Origin of the sequence: Nocardia anocheti (assembly GCF_029675105.1) — a bacterium.
GTDB lineage: Bacteria > Actinomycetota > Actinomycetes > Mycobacteriales > Mycobacteriaceae > Nocardia.
Genome location: NZ_JAQQFV010000017.1, coordinates 1 through 23128, shown reverse-complemented (window position 1 = coordinate 23128; position 23128 = coordinate 1). Strand labels below are relative to the sequence as shown.

The 23128-nt window shown below is 69.0% G+C and carries 24 protein-coding genes, 1 tRNA gene and 2 pseudogenes; 13 read left to right on the top strand and 14 right to left on the bottom strand.

Annotated features, from left to right (window positions below; translation table 11 throughout):
• A partial coding sequence (locus tag QC180_RS29735; RefSeq protein ID WP_278266185.1) for an acyl-CoA dehydrogenase family protein occupies nucleotides 1-1401 on the bottom strand: 1401 nt, incomplete at its 3' end.
• A 232-nt stretch (nucleotides 1402-1633) separates the two neighbouring features.
• On the opposite strand from QC180_RS29735, the gene QC180_RS29730 reads away from it, so the two are divergent.
• The gene (locus tag QC180_RS29730) at nucleotides 1634-2239 is read left to right on the top strand and encodes an alpha/beta hydrolase family protein (RefSeq protein ID WP_278266184.1); all 606 of its coding nucleotides are present in this window, start codon (nucleotides 1634-1636) and stop codon (nucleotides 2237-2239) included.
• 14 nt (nucleotides 2240-2253) lie between these two features.
• Here the strand turns inward: QC180_RS29730 and QC180_RS29725 are convergent, their stop codons facing one another.
• The 3 genes from QC180_RS29725 to QC180_RS29715 all read right to left on the bottom strand — a co-directional run bounded on the left by QC180_RS29725 (nucleotide 2254) and on the right by QC180_RS29715 (nucleotide 4981).
• Nucleotides 2254-2919, bottom strand: a complete 666-nt coding sequence (locus tag QC180_RS29725; protein ID WP_278266183.1) for a class I SAM-dependent methyltransferase — start codon at nucleotides 2917-2919, stop codon at nucleotides 2254-2256.
• Between the two features lie 36 nt (nucleotides 2920-2955).
• Nucleotides 2956-4062: a DUF4185 domain-containing protein gene (locus QC180_RS29720; protein WP_278266182.1), complete on the bottom strand. Its 1107-nt coding sequence runs from the start codon at nucleotides 4060-4062 to the stop codon at nucleotides 2956-2958.
• Nucleotides 4063-4231: 169 nt separating this feature from the next.
• Entirely contained in the window at nucleotides 4232-4981 is a 750-nt protein-coding gene (locus QC180_RS29715) for a crotonase/enoyl-CoA hydratase family protein (RefSeq protein WP_278266181.1), read from the bottom strand.
• 190 nt (nucleotides 4982-5171) lie between these two features.
• Between QC180_RS29715 and QC180_RS29710 the strand changes: the two genes are divergently transcribed.
• The 5 genes from QC180_RS29710 to QC180_RS29690 all read left to right on the top strand — a co-directional run bounded on the left by QC180_RS29710 (nucleotide 5172) and on the right by QC180_RS29690 (nucleotide 8957).
• A complete protein-coding gene (locus QC180_RS29710; RefSeq protein WP_278266180.1) occupies nucleotides 5172-5408 on the top strand; it encodes a hypothetical protein in 237 nt (78 codons plus the stop codon).
• 93 nt (nucleotides 5409-5501) lie between these two features.
• On the top strand, nucleotides 5502-6617 hold the full coding sequence (gene sfnG / locus QC180_RS29705; RefSeq protein ID WP_278266179.1) for a dimethylsulfone monooxygenase SfnG: 1116 nt from the start codon (nucleotides 5502-5504) through the stop codon (nucleotides 6615-6617).
• Complete coding sequence (locus tag QC180_RS29700; protein WP_278266178.1) at nucleotides 6617-7918, top strand: acyl-CoA dehydrogenase family protein; 1302 nt, start codon at nucleotides 6617-6619, stop codon at nucleotides 7916-7918. The genes sfnG and QC180_RS29700 overlap by 1 nt, the downstream gene beginning before the upstream one ends.
• Before the next feature lie 30 nt (nucleotides 7919-7948).
• Nucleotides 7949-8467 (top strand): NADPH-dependent FMN reductase, encoded by a 519-nt coding sequence (locus QC180_RS29695; RefSeq protein ID WP_278266177.1) that lies wholly within the window; start codon nucleotides 7949-7951, stop codon nucleotides 8465-8467.
• Nucleotides 8460-8957, top strand: a complete 498-nt coding sequence (locus tag QC180_RS29690; RefSeq protein WP_278266176.1) for a flavin reductase family protein — start codon at nucleotides 8460-8462, stop codon at nucleotides 8955-8957. Before QC180_RS29695 ends, QC180_RS29690 begins: the two co-directional genes overlap by 8 nt.
• An 11-nt stretch (nucleotides 8958-8968) precedes the next feature.
• Here the strand turns inward: QC180_RS29690 and QC180_RS29685 are convergent, their stop codons facing one another.
• Nucleotides 8969-9565: a TetR/AcrR family transcriptional regulator gene (locus tag QC180_RS29685; protein WP_278266175.1), complete on the bottom strand. Its 597-nt coding sequence runs from the start codon at nucleotides 9563-9565 to the stop codon at nucleotides 8969-8971.
• A 188-nt stretch (nucleotides 9566-9753) separates the two neighbouring features.
• Between QC180_RS29685 and QC180_RS29680 the strand changes: the two genes are divergently transcribed.
• Nucleotides 9754-10143, top strand: coding sequence for a hypothetical protein (locus QC180_RS29680; protein WP_278266174.1), 390 nt, complete (start codon nucleotides 9754-9756; stop codon nucleotides 10141-10143).
• Between the two features lie 12 nt (nucleotides 10144-10155).
• Here QC180_RS29680 and QC180_RS29675 read toward each other — a convergent pair whose 3' ends face one another.
• Together QC180_RS29675 and QC180_RS29670 are read right to left on the bottom strand one after the other, a co-directional pair.
• Entirely contained in the window at nucleotides 10156-10686 is a 531-nt protein-coding gene (locus QC180_RS29675) for a DUF1990 family protein (protein WP_278266173.1), read from the bottom strand.
• Between the two features lie 71 nt (nucleotides 10687-10757).
• Nucleotides 10758-10828, bottom strand: a tRNA-Gly gene (locus QC180_RS29670).
• Between the two features lie 438 nt (nucleotides 10829-11266).
• Here QC180_RS29670 and QC180_RS29665 point away from each other — a divergent pair.
• Together QC180_RS29665 and dcd are read left to right on the top strand one after the other, a co-directional pair.
• Nucleotides 11267-11485: pseudogene (locus QC180_RS29665) on the top strand (hypothetical protein); the annotation flags it as partial.
• A 58-nt stretch (nucleotides 11486-11543) separates the two neighbouring features.
• A complete protein-coding gene (gene dcd / locus QC180_RS29660; protein WP_278266172.1) occupies nucleotides 11544-12143 on the top strand; it encodes a dCTP deaminase in 600 nt (199 codons plus the stop codon).
• Here dcd and QC180_RS29655 read toward each other — a convergent pair.
• The gene (locus QC180_RS29655) at nucleotides 12062-12568 is read right to left on the bottom strand and encodes a hypothetical protein (RefSeq protein WP_278266171.1); all 507 of its coding nucleotides are present in this window, start codon (nucleotides 12566-12568) and stop codon (nucleotides 12062-12064) included. The genes dcd and QC180_RS29655 overlap by 82 nt on opposite strands.
• 203 nt (nucleotides 12569-12771) lie before the next feature.
• Here QC180_RS29655 and QC180_RS29650 point away from each other — a divergent pair, with 203 nt between their 5' ends.
• Nucleotides 12772-14028 carry a helix-turn-helix domain-containing protein gene (locus QC180_RS29650; RefSeq protein ID WP_278266170.1) on the top strand — a complete coding sequence of 419 codons (1257 nt, stop codon included), beginning with the start codon at nucleotides 12772-12774 and terminating at the stop codon, nucleotides 14026-14028.
• Between the two features lie 91 nt (nucleotides 14029-14119).
• A complete protein-coding gene (locus QC180_RS29645) occupies nucleotides 14120-15367 on the top strand; it encodes a pyridoxal phosphate-dependent aminotransferase (protein WP_278266169.1) in 1248 nt (415 codons plus the stop codon).
• A gap of 471 nt (nucleotides 15368-15838) precedes the next feature.
• On the opposite strand, the gene QC180_RS29640 is transcribed toward QC180_RS29645, so the two are convergent.
• On the bottom strand, nucleotides 15839-16354 hold the full coding sequence (locus QC180_RS29640; protein ID WP_278266168.1) for a hypothetical protein: 516 nt from the start codon (nucleotides 16352-16354) through the stop codon (nucleotides 15839-15841).
• A gap of 139 nt (nucleotides 16355-16493) precedes the next feature.
• On the opposite strand from QC180_RS29640, the gene QC180_RS29635 reads away from it, so the two are divergent.
• The gene (locus tag QC180_RS29635) at nucleotides 16494-17765 is read left to right on the top strand and encodes a YibE/F family protein (RefSeq protein WP_278266167.1); all 1272 of its coding nucleotides are present in this window, start codon (nucleotides 16494-16496) and stop codon (nucleotides 17763-17765) included.
• 32 nt (nucleotides 17766-17797) lie between these two features.
• Here QC180_RS29635 and QC180_RS29630 read toward each other — a convergent pair whose 3' ends face one another.
• Together QC180_RS29630 and QC180_RS29625 are read right to left on the bottom strand one after the other, a co-directional pair.
• Nucleotides 17798-19147 (bottom strand): DUF7159 family protein, encoded by a 1350-nt coding sequence (locus QC180_RS29630; protein ID WP_474646560.1) that lies wholly within the window; start codon nucleotides 19145-19147, stop codon nucleotides 17798-17800.
• 88 nt (nucleotides 19148-19235) lie between these two features.
• On the bottom strand, nucleotides 19236-20558 hold the full coding sequence (locus tag QC180_RS29625) for a UDP-glucose dehydrogenase family protein (RefSeq protein WP_278266165.1): 1323 nt from the start codon (nucleotides 20556-20558) through the stop codon (nucleotides 19236-19238).
• Between the two features lie 166 nt (nucleotides 20559-20724).
• On the opposite strand from QC180_RS29625, the gene QC180_RS29620 reads away from it, so the two are divergent.
• Entirely contained in the window at nucleotides 20725-21249 is a 525-nt protein-coding gene (locus QC180_RS29620) for a YdcF family protein (RefSeq protein ID WP_278266164.1), read from the top strand.
• Here QC180_RS29620 and QC180_RS29615 read toward each other — a convergent pair.
• The 3 genes and pseudogenes from QC180_RS29615 to QC180_RS29605 form a co-directional block, all read right to left on the bottom strand.
• Complete coding sequence (locus QC180_RS29615) at nucleotides 21211-21660, bottom strand: PIN domain nuclease (protein WP_278266163.1); 450 nt, start codon at nucleotides 21658-21660, stop codon at nucleotides 21211-21213. The genes QC180_RS29620 and QC180_RS29615 overlap by 39 nt on opposite strands.
• An 11-nt stretch (nucleotides 21661-21671) precedes the next feature.
• Nucleotides 21672-21872 carry a type II toxin-antitoxin system VapB family antitoxin gene (locus QC180_RS29610; protein ID WP_278266162.1) on the bottom strand — a complete coding sequence of 67 codons (201 nt, stop codon included), beginning with the start codon at nucleotides 21870-21872 and terminating at the stop codon, nucleotides 21672-21674.
• 116 nt (nucleotides 21873-21988) lie between these two features.
• Nucleotides 21989-23128: pseudogene (locus tag QC180_RS29605) on the bottom strand (Fe-S oxidoreductase); the annotation flags it as partial.

The window sequence follows — 23128 nt, the reverse complement described above, 5'->3', positions numbered from 1 at the left end:
ACCGCGGTCGCGGGCGATCTTGCGGAAGAAGAAGTCCTGGGCCTGGATGGCGGTGGTGCCCTCGTAGAGGGAGTCGATCTTGGCGTCGCGGATGTACTGCTCGATCGGGTAGTCCTGCAGGAAGCCGGAGCCACCGAAGGTCTGCAGCGAGTCGGTCAGGTACTGGTAGGCGCGCTCGGAGCCGACACCCTTGACGATCGGCAGCAGCAGGTCGTTCACGCGGAACGCGACGTCCTTGTCCGCACCGGAGACGGCCTCGGCGATCTCGGGGTTCTGGTGCGCGGCGGTGTAGAGGTAGATCGCGCGCAGGCCCTCGGCGTAGGCCTTCTGGGTGGCCAGCGAACGACGCACGTCCGGGTGGTGGGTGATGGTGACGCGCGGGGCGGTCTTGTCCGCGATCTGGGTCAGGTCGGCACCCTGGACGCGGGTCTTGGCGTACTCCAGCGCGTTCAGGTAACCGGTCGACAGGGTCGCGATGGCCTTGGTGCCGACCATCATGCGGGCGTTCTCGATGACGTCGAACATCTGCGCGATGCCGTTGTGCACCTCGCCGACCAGCCAACCCTTGGCGGGCACGCCGTGGCCGCCGAAGGTGACCTCACAGGTGGCCGAGGCCTTGATGCCCATCTTGTGCTCGACGTTGGTGACGAACACGCCGTTGCGGTCACCGAAGGTCTCGGTCTCGAAGTCGAAGTGGGTCTTCGGGACGTAGAACAGCGACAGGCCCTTGGTGCCCGGACCGGCGCCCTCGGGGCGGGCCAGCACCAGGTGCATGATGTTCTCGAACAGGTCGTCGGAGTCACCCGAGGTGATGAAGCGCTTGACGCCCTCGATGTGCCAGGTGCCGTCTTCCTGCTTGATCGCCTTGGTGCGACCGGCGCCCACGTCGGAGCCCGCGTCGGGCTCGGTCAGCACCATGGTGGCACCCCAGTTGCGCTGGGCGATCTTGGCGGCCCAGCCCTTCTGCTCTTCGGTGCCGTTGTTGAAGAACACCTGGGCGAACCCGGCGCCCGCGGCGTACATCTGGATCGGCGGGTTGGCGCCGAGCACCATCTCGCCCAGGGCCCAGGTGATGGCCGACGGCGCGTTCAGGCCGCCGAGCTCCTCGACGACGCCGACCTTGGCCCACTCGCCGTCCTCGAGCGCCTTGTAGGACTTCTTGAAGGACTCGGGCAGGGTGACCGTGTGGGTGTTCGGGTCGAAGGTGGGCGGGTTGCGGTCGGCGTCGGCGAACGACTCGGCCAGCGGGCCCTCGGCCAGGCGGCGGACCTCGGAGAGCATCTCCTTGACGGTGTCGGTGTCGAGATCACCGAAGGTGCCCGCGTCCAGCAGCTTGTCGATGCCGAGAACCTCGAAGAGGTTGAACTCGAGGTCGCGAACGTTTGCCTTGTAGTGGCCCATGTGAGTACTCACTCTCCGTTGAGTTCTGGTGCGGTCGGTTGTGCGCCGTTCCCGCCCGTTGTGACGTCCACCGGGTAGCCTTCCGGTTTTCCGCATGCTACTCGCGGGTAACTTATGGACCATATTACCGGTGGGTAATGCCCACGGCAAAGGGGTGGGCGGCAATGTGACCGGAAAAACACGCCTGGCTGTGGCGCGGTTGCTCGCAGTGTGCGTGCGGCTACGGTGAGGTGTGCGCATCGAGACGTCAGCGGGGCCCGCCGAGATCGAGCTCGACGAGCCGGACGCGCCAGCCTTCCTGTTCGTGGTCACCCACGGCGCTGGCGGCGGAGTCGATGCGAAAGACATTCTGGCGGTGCGGGATTCGGCCCTGGAGGCGGGCGGCATGGTGGCCAGGGTGGTGCAGCCGTATCGCGCGGCCGGGCGCCGCGCTCCGGGTAACGCCGACAAGCAGGACGAGGCGTGGCTCGAGCTCGTGGCCGCGCTGCGGGCGCGGTATCCGGGTTTGCCGCTCGTTCAGGGGGGTCGCAGCAATGGGGCGCGAGTCGCCTGCCGAACCGCCGTCGCGGCCGGAGCGCGCGGCGTGATCGCCCTGTCGTTCCCCCTGCACCCGCCCGGCAAACCGGAGAAATCCCGTCGCGACGAACTCCTCGCGCCCGGTGCCATCGAGGTCGTGGTCATCAACGGCGGCAGCGATCCCTTCGGTGTCCCCGATCCCGCCGACACCGCCGACCTGGTCGTCATCCCGAAGCAACCCCACTCGTTCCGCACCGGCTTCGACACCATCGCCGCCGCCGTCACGCCGTGGTTCACCCGCTGGTCGGCCTCGGACGGTTGATCACCACGGCGTGGTCACTCGGGGAGGGGACGCTCGGCGACGACCAGGGCGTCGATGGCGTCGGGGCCCTCGGTGGGGCGCAGGACCGTGTCGGCGATGCGGATGGTGATGTCGGCGCGGTCGAGTTCGGCGCGGATGTCCTCGGGGGTGAAGAGGATGGCTGGGTCCTGGGGGCCGCCGTAGCCGTCGGTGAGGTTGCGGGTGTCGTGGCCCAGGACGAGGAGCATGCCGCCGGGGGAGAGCATGCCCGCGAGTTCGCGCAGCAGGGCGCGGCGCTGGTCGGCGGGCAGGTGCACGAAGACCATGAGGACGAGCTCGAACGGGCCGGTGACGTCCGCGGCGGCGAGTTCGGTGATGTCAGCGGTCTGCCAGTGCACGCGGCTGCGGACCGAGCGCGACAGCCGGGCCGCGACGGTGCGGCCCTTGTCGATACCCACCTGGGAGAAGTCGACCGCGGTGACCTGCCAGCCGTGCGTGGCCAGCCAGAGGGCGTGCCTGCCTTCGCCGCAGGCCAGGTCCAGGGCACGGGGCAGCTCCGGCGGGGGGCCGTCGGGCTCGTCGGGGAGCAGGGGCACGCGCTTGTCGAGGCCGTAGACATGCTCGACGACCACGCTGTTCGGCGGTGCGCCCCACACCAATTCACTGCGCGCGTACCGCGCGTCCCACTCCGCCGAATCCATGGTTTCGAGTGTAGGGGCCGCGCGTGAGCGCTGTTGTCACAACGTGGTGCGCATGAGAACGACGTTGTACTGGGTGTGGATGGTCGTCATGAAGTAGAGGTCGCGGCCGGTTTGGTACGGGAAGATCGACGGGGCGTAGGCGGTGGGGAGTTCGCGGGCGTCGATGAGGACCTCCGGCGCGCTCCACGGGCCCTGCGGGGAGGACGCGCGGCGCATGACCACGGAGTTGAACGGGTCGGTGGTCAGGGAGATGAACTGGCCGAGGTACTCGTTGTACATCACCGAGAGTTCGCCGACGCCGCCCATGATGGGCGCCGCGGCGTTCACGTCGTTGAGCTTCCAGCCGCTGCCGTCCCAGTACTCGTAGGCGGCGAGGTTCTCGATCTCGGCCTCGGGGACGCGGGCGAGGAAGGCGTCGTTGTTGCGGCCGGAGCGGGTGCCGTATTCGTAGACGAAACCGCCGTCCTTGAGGAAGGCGTTCATCTGGAAGTTGGCGTTGCCCCCGTCGTCGGGGCGGCGGGTGTGGCCGAGGTCGGCCCAGGTCTCGCCGTTGTCGGCGGAGGCGGCCAGGCCGGAGTAGTTGGTGGTCCACTCGCCGGGGGCGTCCCAGGTCTTCACCGACATCATCGACAGGTACTGCACGCCGTTGGCCGAGATGCCCGCGGTGGGGATGCGGCTGATCTCCAGGAACGGGATCTTCGGGCTGGGGATCAGGTCGCGCGCCTGGCCGACGACATCGCGCACCACGCTGTCGAAGTACACGCCGTTGGCCGGGTTCTGGCTGCGGCTGCGGACCAGGATGTTGGAGCGCCAGGCCCAGGTGCTGCCCGCGAGCAGATTGGGGAAGCCGATGCCCGCGGTGTCGCCGAAGGCGGTGAGCATCTCGCCGCGGCCGTTGTCCCACATGATGCCCAGGTCGGTGCCGAGGACGTTGTAGTTCTGGGTGTTGTTCGGGCTGGCCATGCCGGTCACCTGGAACACGGCCTGGGTGCGTCCGTGGAGGACGGGCAGGCCGTGGGTGCCGTTGAGCACCGGGATCGGGTTGATCGCGTTCGGATTCGCCACGGCGGGACTCGCCCCGCTCACCAGCAACACCGTCGCGCCCGCGAGCGCCGACAGCAGGATGGAACCGGTCTTGATCACGATCGTCGACAGCCTCCGGGTCGCGCCGAAATATCGCACGCCGCAGACATGCCTGTGCCGCGTACCACATTTCGACTGGTTGGCGAATCGCAGCGATGCTAACAGGCAATCACCGTCGTGTGGGGTACATCGACTTGTGACTCGATAGCGAGAATTCGTCGATAGCTTGTCAGTCGCTACGCGGAAGTGCCTTACGCAGCAACAATGGCAGTTGCGCCGCGCGTTCGGCGGCGAAGCTGGCGCGGGAATTCCGCTGCCAGGAGCGATCGAAGAGGCGTTTGGCGGCGGCCACGGCGTGCCGGTCGCGAGCGGCGAGGCGGTCGGCGAGTGCCTCGGCGGCGGCGATCGGGTCGTCGGCGAGTTCGGTGACCAGGCCGATGCGCGCGGCGTGGGTGGCCTCGATCGGGTCGGCGGTCATCGTCAGCAGCATGGCCTGGTCGATGCCGATGAGCTGCGACAATGTGGCCGTGCCCGACATGTCCGGAATCAGGCCGTGCACGGCCTCCATCACGGTGAACTCGGCGTCGGGGGTGGCGATGCGGAAATCGGCGGCCAGGGCGAGTTGCAGGCCGCCGCCGTAGCAGCGGCCGTGCACCGCGGCGATCACCGGCACGTCCAGGCGGCGCCACGCCCAGCAGGCTTCCTGAAAGGTATTGGTGCCGCGCCAGGGGCGGGGCAGGAATTCGGTGACGATTGCCAGTGGATTGCGGCTCGCCGCCGCGATGTCGAGTCCGCTACAGAAACTCGGACCGTTTCCGGTGACGATGACCGCGCGGGTTGCTTTGTGCCGGGCGACTTCTCGGGCCGCCGCGACGAGATCGCGCAGCATTTCCACGGTGAGCCCGTTGTGTTTGCTGGGGCGGTTCAAGGCGATATATGCGCGGTCGCTGTCGAAGCGCACGTCGATGTGGTCTCCCATGGGGCTATCTTACTCGGGAGTCAGTTGTGCGGTCTGGCACTCCGGACGACGGTGCGGCATGATCCACACGCACCGCGCGTCGGCCGATGCGCGTCGACCGAGAGGACCGAGAGTGCGGATCTGTATTGTCGCCGCGGCAGTGCTCGCGATGCCGCTGCTGGCAGCGTGCGGAAGCGACGATGCTCCGGCGGTGACCCAGGCGGAGCTGTCGAAGTCGTTGCAGGACAAGGGTTTGAAGAATCCCGATCTCGCCGATTGCGCGGCGAAGGTCTTCCTCGAGTCGGGGATGTCGCAGGACGGGCTGCGGGTGATGGTGTCCGACGAGCAGGCCGGTGACCCGGCCGAGCTGCTCGGTGAGGACGACACCGCCAAGGTCAGCGCGGCGCAGTCCAAGATCGCCGCGGACTGCGTGCAGTTGGGCGGCTGAGTTCGCGCGCGTATCGATCGCGCCGATTCAAACCCTCGTCGGGTCATGGCGCCGGTGTTGCACTGGTAACGCCCACGACGAGGAGGAGCCGCCATGACCACGGAGAAGATCGCCGACCAGCTCTCGTTCGCCTACTGGGTCCCCAATGTCAGCGGTGGCCTGGTGACCAGCGATATCGAGCAGCGCACCAGCTGGGACTTCGAGTACAACAAGAAGCTGGCGCAGACCGCCGAGCGCAACGGCTTCGACTACGCCCTGTCCCAGGTGCGCTACACGGCCTCCTACGGGGCCGAGTTCCAGCACGAGTCGACCTCGTTCAGCCTGGCGCTGCTCGGCGCGACCGAGCGGCTCAAGGTGATCGCCGCCGTGCATCCGGGCCTGTGGCATCCGGCGGTGCTGGCCAAGTTCGGTGCCACCGCCGATCACCTCTCCGGCGGCCGGTTCGCCATCAATGTGGTCTCCGGCTGGTTCGCCGGGGAGTTCCAGGCCCTCGGTGAGCCGTGGCTCGAGCACGACGAGCGCTACCGCCGCAGTGCCGAGTTCCTCGAGGTGATCCGCAAGATCTGGACCGAGGACGCGGTGAACTACGGGGGCGATTTCTACCGCATCCGCGATTTCACCCTCAAGCCCAAGCCTCTGAACACCCCGGAACGGCCGAACCCCGAACTGTTCCAAGGGGGTAACTCCTCGGCGGCGCGCCGCAACGGTGGCCGCTACGCCGACTGGTACTTCTCCAACGGCAAGGACTTCGACGGCGTCACCGAGCAATTGGACGATCTGCGTCAGGTGGCCAGGGCCAACGACCGTGAGGTGAAGTTCGGGCTCAACGGGTTCATCATCGCGCGCGACACCGAGAAGGAGGCCCGCGACACCCTGCGCGAGATCGTCGACAAGGCGAACAAGCCCGCGGTGGAAGGCTTCCGGAGCGCGGTGCAGCAGGCGGGCGCGTCGACGGCCGATCGCAAGGGCATGTGGGCCGACTCCACCTTCGAGGACCTCGTCCAGTACAACGACGGCTTCCGCACCGGCCTGATCGGCACGCCCGAGCAGATCGCCGAGCGCATCGTGGCCTACCGCGCACTCGGCGTCGACCTGATCCTGGCCGGATTCCTGCACTTCCAGGAGGAGATCGAGTACTTCGGCGCCAAGGTGCTGCCGCTGGTACGTGAGCTGGAGGCCGCGGCGACCCCGGTCGCGGCGGGACGCTGATGACGGTGGTGACCGCCGAGCGGATCACCACGGCCGCACAGGCATTGGCCATCGCGACCGAACTGGCCGAGGAGTTCCGCCAGGGTGCCGCCGAGCGCGATTTCGTTCGCAGGCTGCCGCACGAAGAGCTGGACCGGCTCTCGGCGAGCGGCCTGCTGGCCATCACCGTGCCCGCCGCGTTCGGCGGGGCCGAGCTGGCGCCGAGCGTGGTCGCCGAGGTGGTGCGGATTCTCGCCGCCGCCGATCCGAACATCGCGCAGATTCCGCACAGTCACTTCGTGTATCTGAATCTGTTGCGGTTGGCGGGATCTCCCGCGCTGCGGCACGAGATCTTCGGACGGGTGCTGGCCGGAGCCCGGATCGCGAACGCGCAGTCCGAGCGGGGTGGGGCGACCGTCGCCGAGATCGCGACGGTGCTGCGGCCGGTCGACGGACGGTTCGTCGTCGACGGGACGAAGTTCTATTGCACCGGTTCGCTGTTCGCCGATCTGCTCGCCGTGCTGACGAGACTCGATGACCCGCAGGGTGTTTCGGGGCTGGCGCCCGGGGAGTATGTGGCTTTCGTGGCCGCCGCGCAGCCGGGAGTGCGCATCGTGGACGACTGGGATGCGTTGGGGCAGCGGACGACCGGAAGCGGGACTGTCGTCTTCGAGTCCGTCGATGTCGACCCGGCCTTCCTCGTCGCCCGAGCGGCGGCCGTGGCCGTGCCGACCGGATATGGGGCGTTCGCGCAGTTGCTGCACGCGGCCATCGACGCGGGTATCGCGCGCGGTGCGCTCGACGCGGCTGCGGAATTCGTTCGGACACAGAGCAGGCCGTGGTTCGAGGCCGAGGTGACGCGGGCGGTCGACGACCCACTGGTCGTGCAGCGGTTCGGGGAACTCGGTGTGGCCGTGGCGGCCGCGGAGGCGACGCTGAGCGTGGCGGGCGCCGCCGTCGACGCTGCCGTGCGCGGTGGACAGGTCGACGTGCGCGCGACGGCGCGATCGGCGGCACCCGGGGTACGTCCTGTCGGCGGCCGGGCGGACGTTGATGCGCACGCGGACGTCGAGGCGGTGGCCGGGCGGGCTTCGATCGCGGTCGCGACCGCCAAGGTGCTCGCCGACCGGGCCGCCAACGAGGTATCGGCGGCGATCTTCGAGGTGGGTGGGACGCGCAGTGCCGCGGCCACGCACCGCCTCGACCACTTCTGGCGCAACGCGCGCACCCACACCCTGCACGATCCGGTGCGCTGGAAGTACCAGCACATCGGTCGGGCCGTGCTGCACGACCGGCCGCCGCCGCTGCACGGCGTCATCTGAGCAGCACCGAATCGAGAGAAGGACATTCCTGTGACAGTGACCGTCGTCGTCGGAAATCCGAAACCGGCCTCCCGCACCCTCGACGCCGCCGTGCGGGTCGCCAAAGCACTGCGACCGGGCGTGGAACCGCAGGTCATCGACCTGGTCACGCTCGGGCCCGGCCTGCTGGGCTGGGGCGACCCCGCGGTGTCGGCCGCCGCGGGCACCGTCGCCGGGTCGGAGCTGGTGGTCTTCGCCAGCCCCACCTTCAAGGCCACCTTCACCGGGCTGCTCAAGCTGTTCCTCGAACAGTTCGAGGGCGGTACCGGGCTGGCGGGTGTGGTCACCGTGCCGGTGATGCTCGGCGCGGGTCCGGCCCACGCCCTCGCCCCCGACCTGCTGCTCAAGCCGGTGCTGGTGGAGATCGGCGGGACCGCGGCACTGCCCGGGCTCTACCTCGCCGATCGCAGTTACGCCGAGGACGGCGTCATCGAGGCCTACGCGCAGCGCTGGGCCCCGGTCGTCGCCGCCCTCACCGATCTACCCGTGGAAGCGACGAATCATGCGTGAGCTCTTGGACTTTCCCGCCGACGGCAACGGCCTGCGCCGTGCCTTCGCCAATTTCCCGAGCGGAGTCGTCGCGGTGTGCGCCGACATCGACGGCACCCCACACGGTTTGGCGGTGAGCACCTTCGTGCCCGTCTCGCTCGACCCGCCGCTCGTCTCGTTCTGCGTGCAGAACTCGTCTTCGACCTGGCCCAAACTCGCTGGCGCGACCCACCTCGGCCTGAGCCTGCTCGGCACCGACCAGCAGGCCGCCGCCAAGGCCCTCGGCGCCCGCAACGGCGACCGCTTCCGCGAAACCGCCCTGCATCGCGGCAATGGCGAGGCGGTCTTCATCGACGGCGCGACCGCCTGGATCGAGGGAGTGCCCGAAACCCACGTTCCCGCAGGCGATCACCTCGTGGTCATCCTGCGGGTGCACCGGGTGGCGGCGCGCGAGGATGTCGATCCGCTGGTGTTCCACGCGAGCAAGTTCCGCACACTGCACGCGGGCTGAGCGCGGTACGCCTATCGGTTGTTGTGATCGTGCGGGAGGAGGGCTTCGGCGGCTTCGGCGGCCAGGGTGGGGGTGTGGGCGGGGATGGTGCCTTCGGTGCGGAGGTGGCGGCGGACCAGGGTGTAGGGGATGTCGACTATCGCGAGGACTACGCGGTCGATGTCGGTGGGGGATTGTGCGCCGAGGCGGTGGGCCAGGTCGGTGATGGCGGTCTCGATCGCGGTGTTCGTCTGGTCGGTGGCTTCGCGGGCGGGGGTGGGCCAGTCGGGTTCGCCGAGTTCTCTGGCGCCTGCCAGGAGGACGGCGGCGTCGTGGGGGTTGTCGCGGGACCAGGTGACGACGTAGGCGGCGGCCGCGCGGACGGCCGCGCGGGGTGGGTCTGCGTGGAGGGCTTCGTGGAGGCCGGTGTGGAAGCGGGTCAGGCTGCGGAGCCACAGGGCCGACAGGAGGGAGGCGCGGTCGGGGAAGCGGTGGTAGACCGAGCCGCTCGGGGCGCCGACGGACTTGGCGACGGCCGACATGGTGGCCGCGGCGGGGCCTGAGCGGGCGACCAGGGCGGCGGCCGCGTCGAGGAGTTGTTCGCTGTCGTGCTTGGCGGGTCTTCCCATGAATTGGAGATTATGCTCTAATTTCGTTTTAGAGGGTCATCTCTAAAATGCGGCGGAGGAGTCGGTCGATGGGCGTGGTCAATGTTCATACGAGGTGGTTGCCGGTTTCGGCGGCGGAGGCGGGTGCGTTGATCGACTCGCTCGCCGGGCCCGATGACAGGTTGTGGCCGACCGGGGACTGGCCGCCGATGGCGTTCGATCGGCCGCTGGGGGTCGGCGCGGTGGGCGGGCACGGGCCGGTGCGGTACACGGTGCGGCATTATGTGCCGGGTGAGTGGGCGCGGTTCGGATTCACCGGGCCGCGCGGGTTCCACGGCTTCCACGAATTCACGGTGCACACCGGAGCCGACGGGTCCGTCGCACTGCGCCACACACTGGCCATCCAGCCCACCGGACCCGCGCGCCTCACCTGGCCGCTGGCGTTCCGCTGGCTCCACGACGCCCTCCTGGAGGACGGCTTCGACCGGGCCGAGCGTGCGCTCACCGGCACGGTGGCGTCGCCCGCCCGCTGGAGTTGGTACGTGAAGCTGCTGCACGCGATCAGCGCGCGCGTCTTGCGCGATCCGTCGTCGCGCTGATCGGCGCGGTGCTCAGCGCAGTGCGCGCAGGTATCGGCGCCGGTACCAGCGCTGGGCCAGCAGGAGTGCGGGAAAAACCCTCCGCCACACACCATGTGGTGCGGCCGTGGTGATCGAACGCAGTGTCAGGTGGACGACGCCCTCGGGATCGCGGTGCACGATGAACGCCTCCTCGCCCGACACCGGATGTCCGGCGAGGGTGCCGTAGGCGAAACCGCAGCGGTCCGGGGTGTCGACGACGGCGACTACGACGGCGGGTTCGATGATCCGGAGTGGCCCGATGCGCGCGACGATGCGATAGCGCCCGCCTTCGCGTGCCACGGCTGATCCCGAACTGTCGGCCGCGCTGACACGGAAACCGCTGCGCTGCTTGATCTCCCAGTTCAGTACCTCCACCCGGACCCGCCGCCACAACGCCTCGCCATGGCCGAGTGGCACGGTGAGGCCGAACCGCCGGTATCCGGGGAGATCGGCCTCCCAGTCTTCCTCGGCGGGCGCGGTGACGCCGGGCCTGGCGTAGGTGAGCGGCGGATTGTCGAGCACCGGCCCGACACTAATCGGAGTAGCGGAAACGTCGAAAGCCCCCAGGCAATCCCTGGGGGCTTTCATGTTTGAGCCGATGACGGGAATCGAACCCGCGCTGTCTGCTTGGGAAGCAGAAGTTCTACCATTGAACTACATCGGCGTGCGTTCATCGAGCGCGTTCGCGACTCTATCAGACCGGCTCGTGTGCTGGTCAATTCTTGCGGCGGTTGTCCGCGCGTGCGGGGTGGGAAACGCGGGTGGGGGTTCTAAGGTGCGAGGTAGGGCTGCTCGTGGGTGGCTCGACAGGTTTTCCGGTTCGCGGTGGTCGGCTCGGTGTTCGCTGGGTCGTCGGCCGGGTTGACGAGAGGCTGACTTGATGAAGCGGGTTCTGTTCGTTTCGGTGATCGCGGCGTTGGCTCTGGTCGGGGCGGGGTGCTCGGATGACTCCGGGTCCGATACCGACACCACGACCACCAGCAAGACCACGACGACCACGACCGCCGCCGTGACGACGACCATGGACGACCACGACGAGGGACACGGGGAGCCGGGGCACCAGCACACGCCGCAGCCGACGCCAGGGCCGAGCATGATGCCGAATCCGAACGGGGACGGGACGTGGGTGCCCTGTGAGGGGACCATCTGCACGAACCCGAACCACGGTGGCGGCGATCCGACGCCGAGCATGATGCCCAACCCGAACGGCGACGGGACGTGGGTGCCGTGCGAGGGGACCATCTGTACCAACCCCAACCACGGTGGCGGCGACGACCCGGAGACCTCGGTGCCCGCGCCGACCACCACCGACGGCGGATAGCCGGGCTCGAGGGGTGGGGGCGGTCTACCTGCGGGATCGGGCTGCCTACACTGGGCCGGTGCTGCTCTCCGATCGTGACATCAGGGCCGAGATCGCCGCGGGGCGTCTGGGCGTGGAACCGATGCTCGAGTCGATGGTCCAGCCGTCGAGCATCGACGTGCGGCTCGACGGGCTGTTCCGGGTGTTCGACAACAGTCGCTACACCCACATCGATCCGGCCCTGCAGCAGGACGAGCTGACCAGCCTGGTCGGGCCGAAGCCGGGGGAGCCGTTCGTGCTGCACCCGGGCGAGTTCGTGCTCGGGTCCACCCTCGAGGTGTGCACCCTGCCCGACGATCTGGCCGGACGGCTGGAGGGCAAGTCGAGCCTCGGGCGGCTCGGGCTGCTCACGCATTCGACGGCGGGATTCATCGATCCCGGGTTCAGCGGGCACATCACGCTGGAACTGTCGAATGTCGCGAACTTGCCGATCACGCTGTGGCCGGGGATGAAGATCGGGCAGCTGTGCCTGATCCGGCTGAGCAGCCCGGCCGAGCACCCCTACGGCAGCGCCGCGGCCGGGTCGAAGTACCAGGGTCAGCGCGGGCCGACGCCGTCGCGCTCGTACCTCAATTTCCCCCTGCCCGACGCCTCGGTGAGCGCTGTCGAGACCCGCTGAGGGCCGACCTCCAGCGCGATTCGCAGCACCAGCGACAGCGGCGGCACCACATCGTCGCGGGTGGGCGGGCGCACCCAGTGACAGCCCTCGCGACTCCACCGGCCCAGACTGGTCGGCAGCATGACGGCGCTGCCGATGCCGGGGATGTCGATATCGACACCGGACAGTTCGGCGGCCACCTCGGGGGTGGGTCGGGCGTCCGGTTCGGCCAGCAGGCTCCAGCGGATCTGACGCGCGAGCACCGCGCCTTCCCTGTGCTGCTCGCGCAGCACCGCGAACACCTTCTCGGCGCGCGTGGTGGGCAGATGCACCACGCACAGCCGATCGGTGATCGGCAGCATCACGAAGCCGCCACGCTCGCGCACGGGTAGCCCGAATTCGCGCTGGTAGCAGCTCACCCAGTCATCGACGGTCCTGGCTTCCACGCTTCCAGCATGCGCGCGCGGGCCCGCGCGCGACCACTGCCCCGCACCGCCCTTTCACTGCCTCAGGCAACCGATTACGAGAACTTGTGGCGTGTCTCACTGTCTCGCTCGTACTCTGGAGAAAGTTGTCCGTCAAAAGAGGTGACGCCGTGGTCGGGGAGTGGACAGGCAGAGAGGCTCGGGCTCTCCGCGATGCGAAGCGAATGAGCATCCGGGAGTTCGCGGCTCATCTCGGCGTGCACGAACGCCTGGTGTCCAAATGGGAGGCCGGTGGGGCGCGGGTGCGGCCGCGACCGGTGAACCAAGCCGCGCTCGACACGTCGCTGGCCCGGTCCGACGACGTTGTGCGAGCACGTTTCTCGACCCTGCTGGCGCCTGCTGGCGCCGACGCCGACCTGCTCGCCTTCGTCGACGCCGGTGTGGTCAAAGGTGCTGTGCCCGAGGTGATGTCGGAGAAGGAGTTGATCATGGCGGCTGCGCACGAGGCCAGCGAGCACGCGGCCGCCGCGGAGAGCACCAATGTCGGTGCGACCACGTTGGCCCAGCTCGATGCCGACGTGCGCCGTATCGCCAACGAATACGTCCATGCCGCACCGGCACCCATGATGATGGAGATGCTGCGGGTGCGGCGGCGGGTGTACCGACTACTCGACGGGCAGCAGAAGCCGGTCGACACCAGTCATCTGTACTTACTGGCGGGCACCCTGTCGGGACTGTTGGCGAACGCGAGCACCGACCTCGGCTATCTCGACGCGGCGGGCGAACAGATCAGGGCCGCATGGGCTTACGCGGAACTGAGCGGGCACAACGGGTTGCGCGCGTGGACCCGCGGCATGCACGCGCTGATCGAGAACTGGTCGGATCGACCACGCAACGCGGTCCAATTGGCCAGGAGCGGGCAGGAATTCGCCGCGCCGGGGTTGGCGCGGGTCCGGTTGCTCAATATCGAAGCCAGGGTGTGGGCGCGACTGGGTAGCGACACCGACTCCGATCGGTGTCTGCGCGCGGCCGAGTCGGCCACCAGTGATCGGCGCGACGAACTGCACGACGAGATCGGCGGGGTGTTCGGGTTCGGCCCGGCCAAGGCCGCCTACTACGCCGGGGCCACCTGCATCCAGCTCGGCCGCGCCGAGCAGGCACTGGCGGCCACCGAGCGGGCCATCGCTCTCTACACCAGCGGGCCGCCGCTGCAGCGTTCCTACGGGGCCGAATCGCTGGCCCGGGTGGACAATGCCGCCGCCCATCTGGTCAACGGCAGCATCGACGGCGCGGCCGCGGCGCTGCGCCCGGTCCTCGACTTGCCCGAGGACCGCCGGATCGCCCAGCTCAGTGAGCGGCTCACCGGGCTGCGCCGCCGCATCGCTGCGCCCACCTACCGCGACGCCGTCGAGGCGCGTGGCCTGGACGAACGCATCGAGGAATTCTGCGTCGCGACGGCCGCGCCACCGAGACGCCCGTAGCCACGGCGCCGCGACATCTGAATACGGGCGCGTACCGCGCCGGAGCCCGGCCGGGATCCCCGGGCCGCGGAAGCGCTCTTACCATGGACGAGTGACCCCTAGTCAATCGCCGCATGTGCCGCCGCGCGTTCTCGAGCAGTCGACCAAGCTGCAGAACGTGCTCTACGAGATCCGTGGGCCGGTACACGCGCACGCGGCACGACTCGAGGCCGAGGGTCATCGCATCCTCAAACTCAATATCGGCAACCCGGCGCCCTTCGGTTTCGAGGCGCCCGACGTGATCATGCGCGACATGATCGCGGCGCTGCCGGTGGCCCAGGGCTACTCCGAGTCCAAGGGCATCCTCTCGGCGCGGCGCGCGATCGTCACCCGCTACGAGCTGGTGCCGGGCTTCCCCGAGCTCGACGTGGACGACATCTACCTGGGCAACGGCGTCTCCGAGCTGATCACCATCACCATGCAGGCGCTGCTCGACAACGGTGACGAGGTGCTCATCCCCGCGCCGGACTACCCGCTGTGGACGGCCATGACCAGCCTCGCGGGCGGCACCCCGGTGCACTACCTGTGCGACGAGACCAACGGCTGGCAGCCCGACGTCGCCGACATCGAAGCCAAGATCACCGACAAGACCAAGGCGCTGCTGGTGATCAACCCGAACAATCCGACGGGGGCGGTGTACTCGGCGGAGGTGCTCCAGCAGCTCGTCGACCTGGCGCGCAAGCACCGGCTGCTGCTGCTGGCCGACGAGATCTACGACAAGATCCTCTACGACGACGCCAAGCACATCTCGCTGGCCTCGCTCGCCCCCGACCTGCTCTGCCTGACCTTCAACGGCCTGTCCAAGGCCTACCGGGTCGCGGGCTACCGCTCGGGCTGGCTGGCCATCACCGGGCCCAAGGAGCACGCGGCCGGTTTCCTCGAGGGCATCGATCTGCTGGCCTCCACCCGGCTGTGTCCCAATGTTCCCGCTCAGCACGCGATTCAAGTGGCGCTGGGTGGGTATCAGAGCATCGACGATCTGATCCTGCCCGGCGGCAGGCTGCTCGAACAGCGCGATGTGGCCTACGAGCGGCTGAACATGATTCCGGGTGTGTCGTGTGTGAAGCCACGCGGCGCGCTCTACGCCTTCCCCCGGCTGGATCCGAACGTCCACGAGATCCACGACGACGCCAAACTCGTGCTGGATCTGCTGCTGCAGGAGAAGATCCTGATGGTGCAGGGCACCGGGTTCAACTGGCCCGACACCGACCACCTGCGGATCGTGACCCTGCCGTGGGCCAGGGACCTGTCGGTGGCGATCGAGCGGTTCGGTAACTTCCTGTCCAGTTACCGACAGTGAGAGCTCACCTGTCAGGGTCTTGACCTGTGAGTTCTCGGGGGCTCTGGCGGGGTCGGCGTCCTGTTAGATCAGCCAAAACAGACTCCGGGTTCGGAATTCTCAAGGTTTTGAAGACTTACTAGTGCAAAAGTCCAACTTTTGTGTACAGTAGTCCTCGGCGCTTCGGCGCCCGGCCCGGTTGTCTACCCCCCCTGGACAACCGAGAGCCTCAGGTACGCGCGCCTACCCCCCTGGGCGCCTGCCTGCGGGCGGCGGAGACATCCCCCTGCTCTCCGCCGCCCCCTGTACCGCCTCCCCGCGTCTTTAGGCCAGGCCTAGGCGCGGGGAGTTTTGCGTTGGCGGGCGGTGGAGGGGTTTTGGGTTGGGTTAGCCCGTGCCCGGTGAGTTACCCATGTTCTTGCGTTTGGTCAGGTGTTGCTTTGGCGCCGCCCCTTTGGGGGACGGCGCTTCGGCATCGGTCTTGCTTCTGTGTCAGAAGGCCGGGACGTCGCTGGTGCTGGCGTTGCCGCCGATGGACTTCTGGAGGGTGATCTCCCAGTCGGAGTCGCCGTCGAAGGCGTCGTCGAACTTGGAGAACTGCTGGTTGCGGGTGAAGGAGAGGGTGGCCTGGTCCCAGTCCTTGCCGGACTTCATGTACACGTAGTACGTGCCCTGGATGCCGGAGAGGGTGGCCTTCGAGTTACCTCGCACGTAGATGGTGGCCTGGGGCGACTTGGGGTCGCCGTTGGTGACCACGATGGCGCAGTCCGCGTCGTTGCCGTTGTCGATCTCGAGGGTGCCCGCACCCGTCAGGCCGTCCTGCTGGACGACCTCGCCGTTGTCCGCGCGGCGATCCAGCGCGGGCAGCTCCGGCAGCGACGGCACCACCGGCGCGGCCAGCGTGGACGACGGTGTCGCCGCCGAGCCTGCCTTCGTCGTGTCGTCGCAGCCGGTCAGCACCACTGCCGCCGCGATCGCGGACACGACGAACACACTTCGTTTGAACATGATTTCCCACCCGTTCGATCCAAGTCTGGTTCCACCAGAACAACTCTCGCGGAACAGTATCGGGTGCCACCGACAACTTCGCTCGGGCAGGGGTGTCTTCAGCGGGTTGTTGAAAACGACATCCCTTAAGGTTTTCGGGGTGAGCGATCATCATCACCACCACCATCACGATTCCGGCCCGATAGCGATCGGCGCCACGGCAGCGAAGGTCGTCGTCGGGTTATTGGCCTTCATCGGCGTGGTGGTGTTGATCGCCACGGTGGTGCTGTGGCCCAGCGCGCAGCACGTGGAGATCCCGCTGCCCATGCAGACGGTGTCCGGCGGCGCGGTGCACACCGAGGCCGGGACCGTGGTGATGCAGGACATCGGGCCCTGCGGGAGCCCGTCGTTGGGCAAGGTGTTCGCCGAGACGCCGGTGCCGCCGCGGACCGCGGCCTACGAGTGCCAGCGCAGCATCATCGAGATCCGGTCGGGGCCGGACAAGGGCAGCAAGACGCTGTTCGAGATCGCGCCGGGGCCCGGTCAGCCGGACCTGCGCGCCGGTGACCAGATCCGCGTCGTGCGGGCCGAAGACCCCAGCGGCACCACCATGTACGCGTTCGAAGACTACTCGCGCGGCCTGCCGCTGACGCTGATCGTGCTGGCCTTCGTGGTGGTGATCTGCGTCGTGGCGCGCTGGCGTGGGTTCCGGGCGCTGGTCGGGCTCTGCTTCGCCTTCGGCGTGGTGGTGATGTTCCTGCTGCCCGCCCTGCTCGACGGCAAACCGGCCATCCCGGTCGCGCTGGTCTCGGGCGCGCTGATCCTCTACGTGGTGCTGTATCTGGCGCACGGGGTGAACTTGCGGACCAGTTCCGCGCTGCTCGGCACACTCGCGTCCATGCTGGTGGCGGCCGCGCTGTCCTGGTTGACCCTCGAGATCACCAATCTCACGGGGTTGTCGGAGGAACAGAACACCAATGTGGCCACCTACATCCAGCACGTCAGCATCACCGGACTGTTGCTGGCCGGGTTCATCATCGGCTCGCTCGGTGTGCTCAACGATGTGACCATCACCCAGGCCTCGGCCGCCTTCGAACTCGCCGCGCTCGACGAAGGCGCCTCGCGCCGTGAGGTGTTCACCGCGGCCATGCGGGTCGGGCGCGACCACATCGCCTCCACCGTCTACACCCTGGTGCTCGCCTACGCCGGTGGCGCGCTGCCGCTGCTGCTGCTGTTCAGCGTGGCGGGACGGTCGATCACCGACGTGCTCACCGGTGACGCGGTCGCCATCGAGATCGCGCGCTCGGCGGTCGGTGGTATCGCGCTGGCCCTGTCGGTGCCGCTGACCACCGGTATCGCGGTGCTGCTCGCCCGCCCGTTCGGCGGTAAGCAGGAGGTCGCGCCGCAGCGCGCCCGACACGCGCGCGGCTGAGCGATCGGGAGTCGCGCGCTCGGCGGGCGCGGTTACTGGCCCGGCGGGGGGAAGCCGGGCAGCACCACCGGCGGCAGCGTCGGCAGGACGACCGGCGGGAGGCCGGGCACCACGGTGAAGGTGTTCGGTCCCGCGGTCGGCGGTGCGGGGGCGGTGGGTTCGTCGTCGAGCTGACGCGCAGGCGGTGCGGCCACCGTCGCGTGCACGGCGTCGGTGGTCGGCGCGGCCGAGCTGGTCGGACCGGCCTGGGTCGGGCGCGGGGCGGTGGTGGCGGGCACGGCCTGCGGTTCCTCGCTGGAGTTCCCGCGTTCGAGGACCTCGGGTCCGTAGCCGAGGCCGAGGCCGATCGCGGCGACCACCACCAGCGAACTCACCGTCAGCACGGCGGCATTGAGCTCGCGACGGTTCTGGCCGCCGCCGCGTCCGGCCAACGCGCTGAGCGGGCGGCGACGGGCGGGGGCGGTGAGCCAGGCGGGGGTGGAGTCGGTCTCGTCGTCGATCGGGAGGATCGCGGGCGCGACCGGCGCCTGCTTGACCTGTGCGGGCCGCGCCAGCAATGCCGCGCCCCTGGCCAGCGCCGTCTCCGGCTCGGTGGGCACGACCACCGGCACCCCGATCGTGCGCTCGAGCACCCGCGAGATCAACGGGATGCGGGCGCCGCCGCCGATCACCAGCACCGCCTGCACCGGGTGCTGCGAGCGGATGATGGCGTCGCGGGTCATCCGCGCCGACGACTCGATCGCCAGCATCATCAGCGCTTCGAAGTTCTCCTGCGTGAGCAGCACCAGGCCCTGCTCGCTGGGCAGCGCCACCGCGTTGCTGTTGGACAGCTGCTCCTTGGCGGCCCTACACAGCGCGTCCAGGGCCGACAGCCCGGCCGGATCGGCGGGATGGGCGATGCGGCCGGAGGCGATCTGCTGCTCGCGGATCAGCGAGTCCAGGTAGTCGCCGCTGATATCGCTGATCCGCTCGCACTGGTACACGTCGCTGGTACGCGCGTTCACCACGCTCACCGTGAGTCCGGAACTGCCCAGGTCGTAGACGGCCAGCGTGGACACCTCGCGCATGTCGGCGGTGGCGTGCGCGAAATGCACGGCGGCGACGGCCTCGGGCACCAGCTGATAGTTGGTGAGCTGACGGCGCGCCATCGCGGCGCGGACGGCCCTGGCCTGCAGGTCGGTGCGGAAGGTGATGGTGGTGGCGCCGATCTCGGGGGCGGCGGCCAGCGCGGCGGCGATGGCGTCGGCGGCGGCTTCCTCGGCGTGCTGTTCGGGCATCGTGAGGGTCTGGACCTGGAAGGTGGGCGCGTGCTGTCCGCCGTGCTGAGGGCACGCGAGGCGCACCGTGCCGGCCCCCACCGATACTCCCAGAACCGCGCTCATCAGCTGCCCATCTCGTTACCTACCGCACGACACGCGGGGCCTGCGCATTCAGACCGAACGTCTGGCAGCCCCCGCTTGGACCGCCACTCTACGGGGTGCCGAGTCCGGCGTACACCCACCCGGCATCGCGCCAGGTAGCGCGGTCCAGGCAGTTGCGGCCGTCGATGATCGAGCGGGTACGCACCACCGGGTCCAGGTCGGCCGGAGTCAACGCGGTGAACTCGTTCCACTCGGTCAGGACGAGGACCACATCGGCCCGATCGCACGCCTCGGCGACCGAGGTGGCGTAGTTCAGAGTCGGGAAGACCCGGCGCGAATTCTCCACCGCCTTGGGGTCGTAGACGGTGACCACGGCGCCGTGCAGCTGGATCATGCCCGCCACGTTCAGCGCGGGGGAGTCACGCACGTCGTCGGACTCCGGCTTGAACGCCGCACCGAGCACCGCGACGTTCGCGCCGAGCAGCGAGCCGCCACAGGCCCGCGCGGCCATGTCGACCACCTTGGTGCGGCGACGCATATTGATGTTGTCGACCTCGCGCAGGAAGGCCACGGCGTGGTCGGCGCCGAGTTCGCCGGAGCGGGCCATGAACGCGCGGATGTCCTTGGGCAGGCAGCCGCCGCCGAAACCGAGTCCGGCATTGAGGAAGCGGCGGCCGATGCGGGCGTCGTAGCCGAGCGCGTCGGCCAGCATGGTCACATCGGCGCCGGTGGCCTCGCAGACCTCCGAGACGGCGTTGATGAACGAGATCTTCGTCGCGAGGAAGGCGTTCGCGGAGACCTTCACCAGTTCGGCGGTGGCCAGATCGGTGCGCAGGAAGGGGATCTCGGCGGCGATCAGATCGGCGTAGACCTCGCGGATCTGCTGTTCGACCCAGTCGGCGCGCTCGCGGGTGCGGTCGAGGCCGAGCACCAGGCGATCCGGGCGCAGGGTGTCCTGGACGGCGAAGCCCTCCCGCAGGAACTCCGGATTCCAGGCGACCTCGACGTCGACACTCGCCTGCTGCCTGGCGCGAACGCCCAGGGCGGCGGCGGTTCCCACCGGGACCGTCGACTTGCCGACGATCACCGCCGGGCGGCGCAGCAGCGGCGCGAGCGTGTCCACCACGGCGTGCACGTATTTCAGGTCGGCGCCGTACTCGCCCTTCTTCTGCGGGGTGCCGACGCCGAGGAAGTGCACGTCGGCGTGCTCGGCGGCCTCGCCGTAATCGGTGGTGAAGCGCAGTCTGCCCGCCGCGAGATTGCGTTGCAGTACCTGTTCGAGGCCCGGCTCGTAGAACGGCACCACTCCATCGGCCAGTTTGGCCACCTTGCCGGGGTCGACGTCGACCCCGACCACGTCATGCCCCAGGTCGGCCATGCACGCCGCGTGCGTGGCCCCCAGGTAGCCCGTTCCGAAGACTGTGCATCGCATGACTCTGTTGGTAGGGGTTGTGCATGGCTACGCCGCGTCAGCCAGGCGAGAGGGGGCGCAACATCTGGTGTACAGGGGGAGACGTGGGGTGCTGTCACGGCTTCTACCTGCGGTGATGGATGTGCGTGGTTCGTATCGGGGCTCGCGTGGACGCTAGCATCGGGGTGTGCGCAGAGTCCTCGTCGCGGTGGCCGCAGTGGTGCTCGTCGCGGTGGTGGCCGTGGTCGCGCTGGGGCCGGTGTATGTGCGCCCGCGCACCGATCCGCCCGCCTCGGCCGACGCGATCCTCATTCTCGGCGGTGCGCACGACGGGCGCGAGGAACTCGGTCTGCGGCTGGCCGCCGAGGGATACGCGCCGCGCGTGCTGGTCTCCAATCCCTACGAGCACAGCGCGATGGTCAACCGGATCTGCCACGGCGGCTACAGCTTCGAGGTGATCTGCTTCGACCCCAGCCCCCGCACCACGCTCGGCGAAGGCCGCGAGCTGGCCCGCCTCGGCACCGACTGGACCCGCGTCATCGTCGTCACCTTCACCCCCCACATCTCCCGCTCCCGCTACATCCTCGGCAAATGCTGGCCCGGCGAACTCCTCTTCGTCGACCCGGAACCCCACCTCTCCCCAGCCCGCTGGGCCTGGGACTACGCCTACCAGTCAGCGGGCTACGTCAAGGCCTGGTTCGCGGACTGCTGAGGTGTCTGTGCGCGCGCTCGTCGGGAGACGACGATGCGCCTGCCCGGTGACTTCGGCGATCGTCTCGTAGTCGCTGTCGACATGCAGGATCGTCGCACCGTGCACTTCGGCGGTGGCGGCGATGATCAGGTCGGGGATCGGGAGGCGATGGGATCCGCGTTCGGCGAGCAGCTCTTGCACGGCCAGGGCACGGTCCATCACCTCCTCGGTCACCGGCAACCAGACCAGCGACTTCTGATGTCCGATCTTGGCGCGGTAGTCGGCGAGCGTCCGGGCCGAGTATCCGATTTCGAGTGCGGTCAGGTGGCAGGCGGCGACCAAGGAGCCTGGTTTCGCGGTGACCTGCGTGAAATCGGCTGCTGCGACGGGATCGCGCAGGACCCACTCGATTGCTGACTTGTCGGCCAGCATGAACATCGTCCTCAGCGCCAGGCCCCCTTCATACCTTCGGGCGACAGGTCGGTGCCGGTGTCGCGGAACTGCTGCAGCATGTTCGCGACAGCCCGTCGGTTCGCGACTTCGCGCAGTGCCGCGTTGACGGTCGCCACCTTGGTCTTCGTACCCAGTTCTGCTGCTGCGAGGGCAAGGGCATCGTCGTCGATGTCGATCAGTGTTCTGGACATTGCCCACCTCCGGATATCAAAACCTTCGACATGATGATATCAATCGGCGTCTATCCCTGGAAAGTGGCAGCGCCCCGGATTCTCGAGGAATTCGGGGCGCTGCTGTTGTTCGGTTGTCAGTTCTTGCGGCCGGGGGCCTTGGCTCCGGACTTGAAGCCGAGGCCGCCGGGCTTGGCGGTCGGCGGGGCTACCGGTGGGGTGCCGTTGCCGTTGCTGTGGCCGTTGCCGTTGGTGGGCTCGGGCTGGGCTTCGGGGGCTGCCTTGTCCAGGGTCGGGGGCTCGGCCGGTTCCGGTTCCGCGGGGGCCGGGGTGGGCTCCGCGGGCGGGGTGGTCGGGGCCTTGGCGCCGGGGGCCTTGGGGCCGGGGCGCTTGAAGCCGGACTTCATGGCGAGGCCCTTGGCGGCGACGGTCGGCTTGGTTTCGGTGGGGGCCGATGCCTGGGCCGGTGCCTCGGCTGCCGGGGCAGCTTCGGCGGTGGGGGCCGGGTTCGCTTCGGCGGCCGGAGCGGCCTCTGCGGGGGCTTCCGCCGCCGGATTGGCGGCGGCCGGGGCCTTGGGGCCGGGGCGCTTGAAGCCGGACTTCATGGCCAGGCCCTTGGCGGCGACGGTCGGCTTGGTTTCCGACGGGGCCGAAGCCGCGGCGTCCGCAGCGGGAGCCTCAGCTGCCGGAGCCGTGTCCGCAGCCGTGGGGGCCGGGGCGACGGGCGCCTTCGCACCCGGAGCCTTCGCGCCACCCTTCATGCCGAGCCCGCCGCCGGGTGCCTTGGCGCCACCCTTCATGCCCAGACCCTTGACCGGGGGAGCCGTGGTCTCGGCGGCCGGAGCGGAATCCTCAGCAGCCGCGGGTGCCTTCGCACCCGGCGCCTTGGCCCCGCCCTTCATACCCAGACCGCCACCGGGTGCCTTCGCGCCACCCTTCATGCCGAGTCCGCCGCCGGGTGCCTTGGCGCCACCCTTCATACCCAGACCCTTGGCCGGAGCAGCCTCAGCAGGGGCTTCCTCAGCAGCGGGCGCCTTCGCACCCGGAGCCTTGGCAGCACCCTTCATCCCGAGACCGCCACCAGGTGCCTTCGCGGCGCCCTTCATGCCCAGACCACCACCGGGCGCCTTGGCGGCACCCTTCATCCCGAGTCCGCCACCGGTCGGGGCGGTCTTCGGTGCGGCCTCGGCCACCTCAGCGACCGGTTCGGGCTCGGGTTCGGGCTCCGGCTCCGGTTCGGCCTTCGGTTCCTGGATCACGACCAGGTTCGCCGACAA

What these genes read in the sequence shown, in the direction of transcription:
- QC180_RS29650 (WP_278266170.1), top strand. Translation starts at nt 12,772, where the DNA reads ATGAGCATCCGGGAGTTCGCGGCTCATCTCGGCGTGCACGAACGCCTG.
- QC180_RS29690 (WP_278266176.1), top strand. Translation starts at nt 8,460, where the DNA reads ATGCGTGAGCTCTTGGACTTTCCCGCCGACGGCAACGGCCTGCGCCGT.
- QC180_RS29630 (WP_474646560.1), bottom strand. Translation starts at nt 19,147, where the DNA reads ATGAGCGCGGTTCTGGGAGTATCGGTGGGGGCCGGCACGGTGCGCCTC.
- QC180_RS29680 (WP_278266174.1), top strand. Translation starts at nt 9,754, where the DNA reads ATGGCGTTCGATCGGCCGCTGGGGGTCGGCGCGGTGGGCGGGCACGGG.
- QC180_RS29685 (WP_278266175.1), bottom strand. Translation starts at nt 9,565, where the DNA reads ATGGGAAGACCCGCCAAGCACGACAGCGAACAACTCCTCGACGCGGCC.
- QC180_RS29640 (WP_278266168.1), bottom strand. Translation starts at nt 16,354, where the DNA reads ATGTTCAAACGAAGTGTGTTCGTCGTGTCCGCGATCGCGGCGGCAGTG.
- QC180_RS29610 (WP_278266162.1), bottom strand. Translation starts at nt 21,872, where the DNA reads ATGTCCAGAACACTGATCGACATCGACGACGATGCCCTTGCCCTCGCA.
- QC180_RS29715 (WP_278266181.1), bottom strand. Translation starts at nt 4,981, where the DNA reads ATGGGAGACCACATCGACGTGCGCTTCGACAGCGACCGCGCATATATC.
- QC180_RS29615 (WP_278266163.1), bottom strand. Translation starts at nt 21,660, where the DNA reads ATGCTGGCCGACAAGTCAGCAATCGAGTGGGTCCTGCGCGATCCCGTC.
- QC180_RS29625 (WP_278266165.1), bottom strand. Translation starts at nt 20,558, where the DNA reads ATGCGATGCACAGTCTTCGGAACGGGCTACCTGGGGGCCACGCACGCG.
- QC180_RS29725 (WP_278266183.1), bottom strand. Translation starts at nt 2,919, where the DNA reads ATGGATTCGGCGGAGTGGGACGCGCGGTACGCGCGCAGTGAATTGGTG.
- sfnG (WP_278266179.1), top strand. Translation starts at nt 5,502, where the DNA reads ATGACCACGGAGAAGATCGCCGACCAGCTCTCGTTCGCCTACTGGGTC.
- QC180_RS29700 (WP_278266178.1), top strand. Translation starts at nt 6,617, where the DNA reads ATGACGGTGGTGACCGCCGAGCGGATCACCACGGCCGCACAGGCATTG.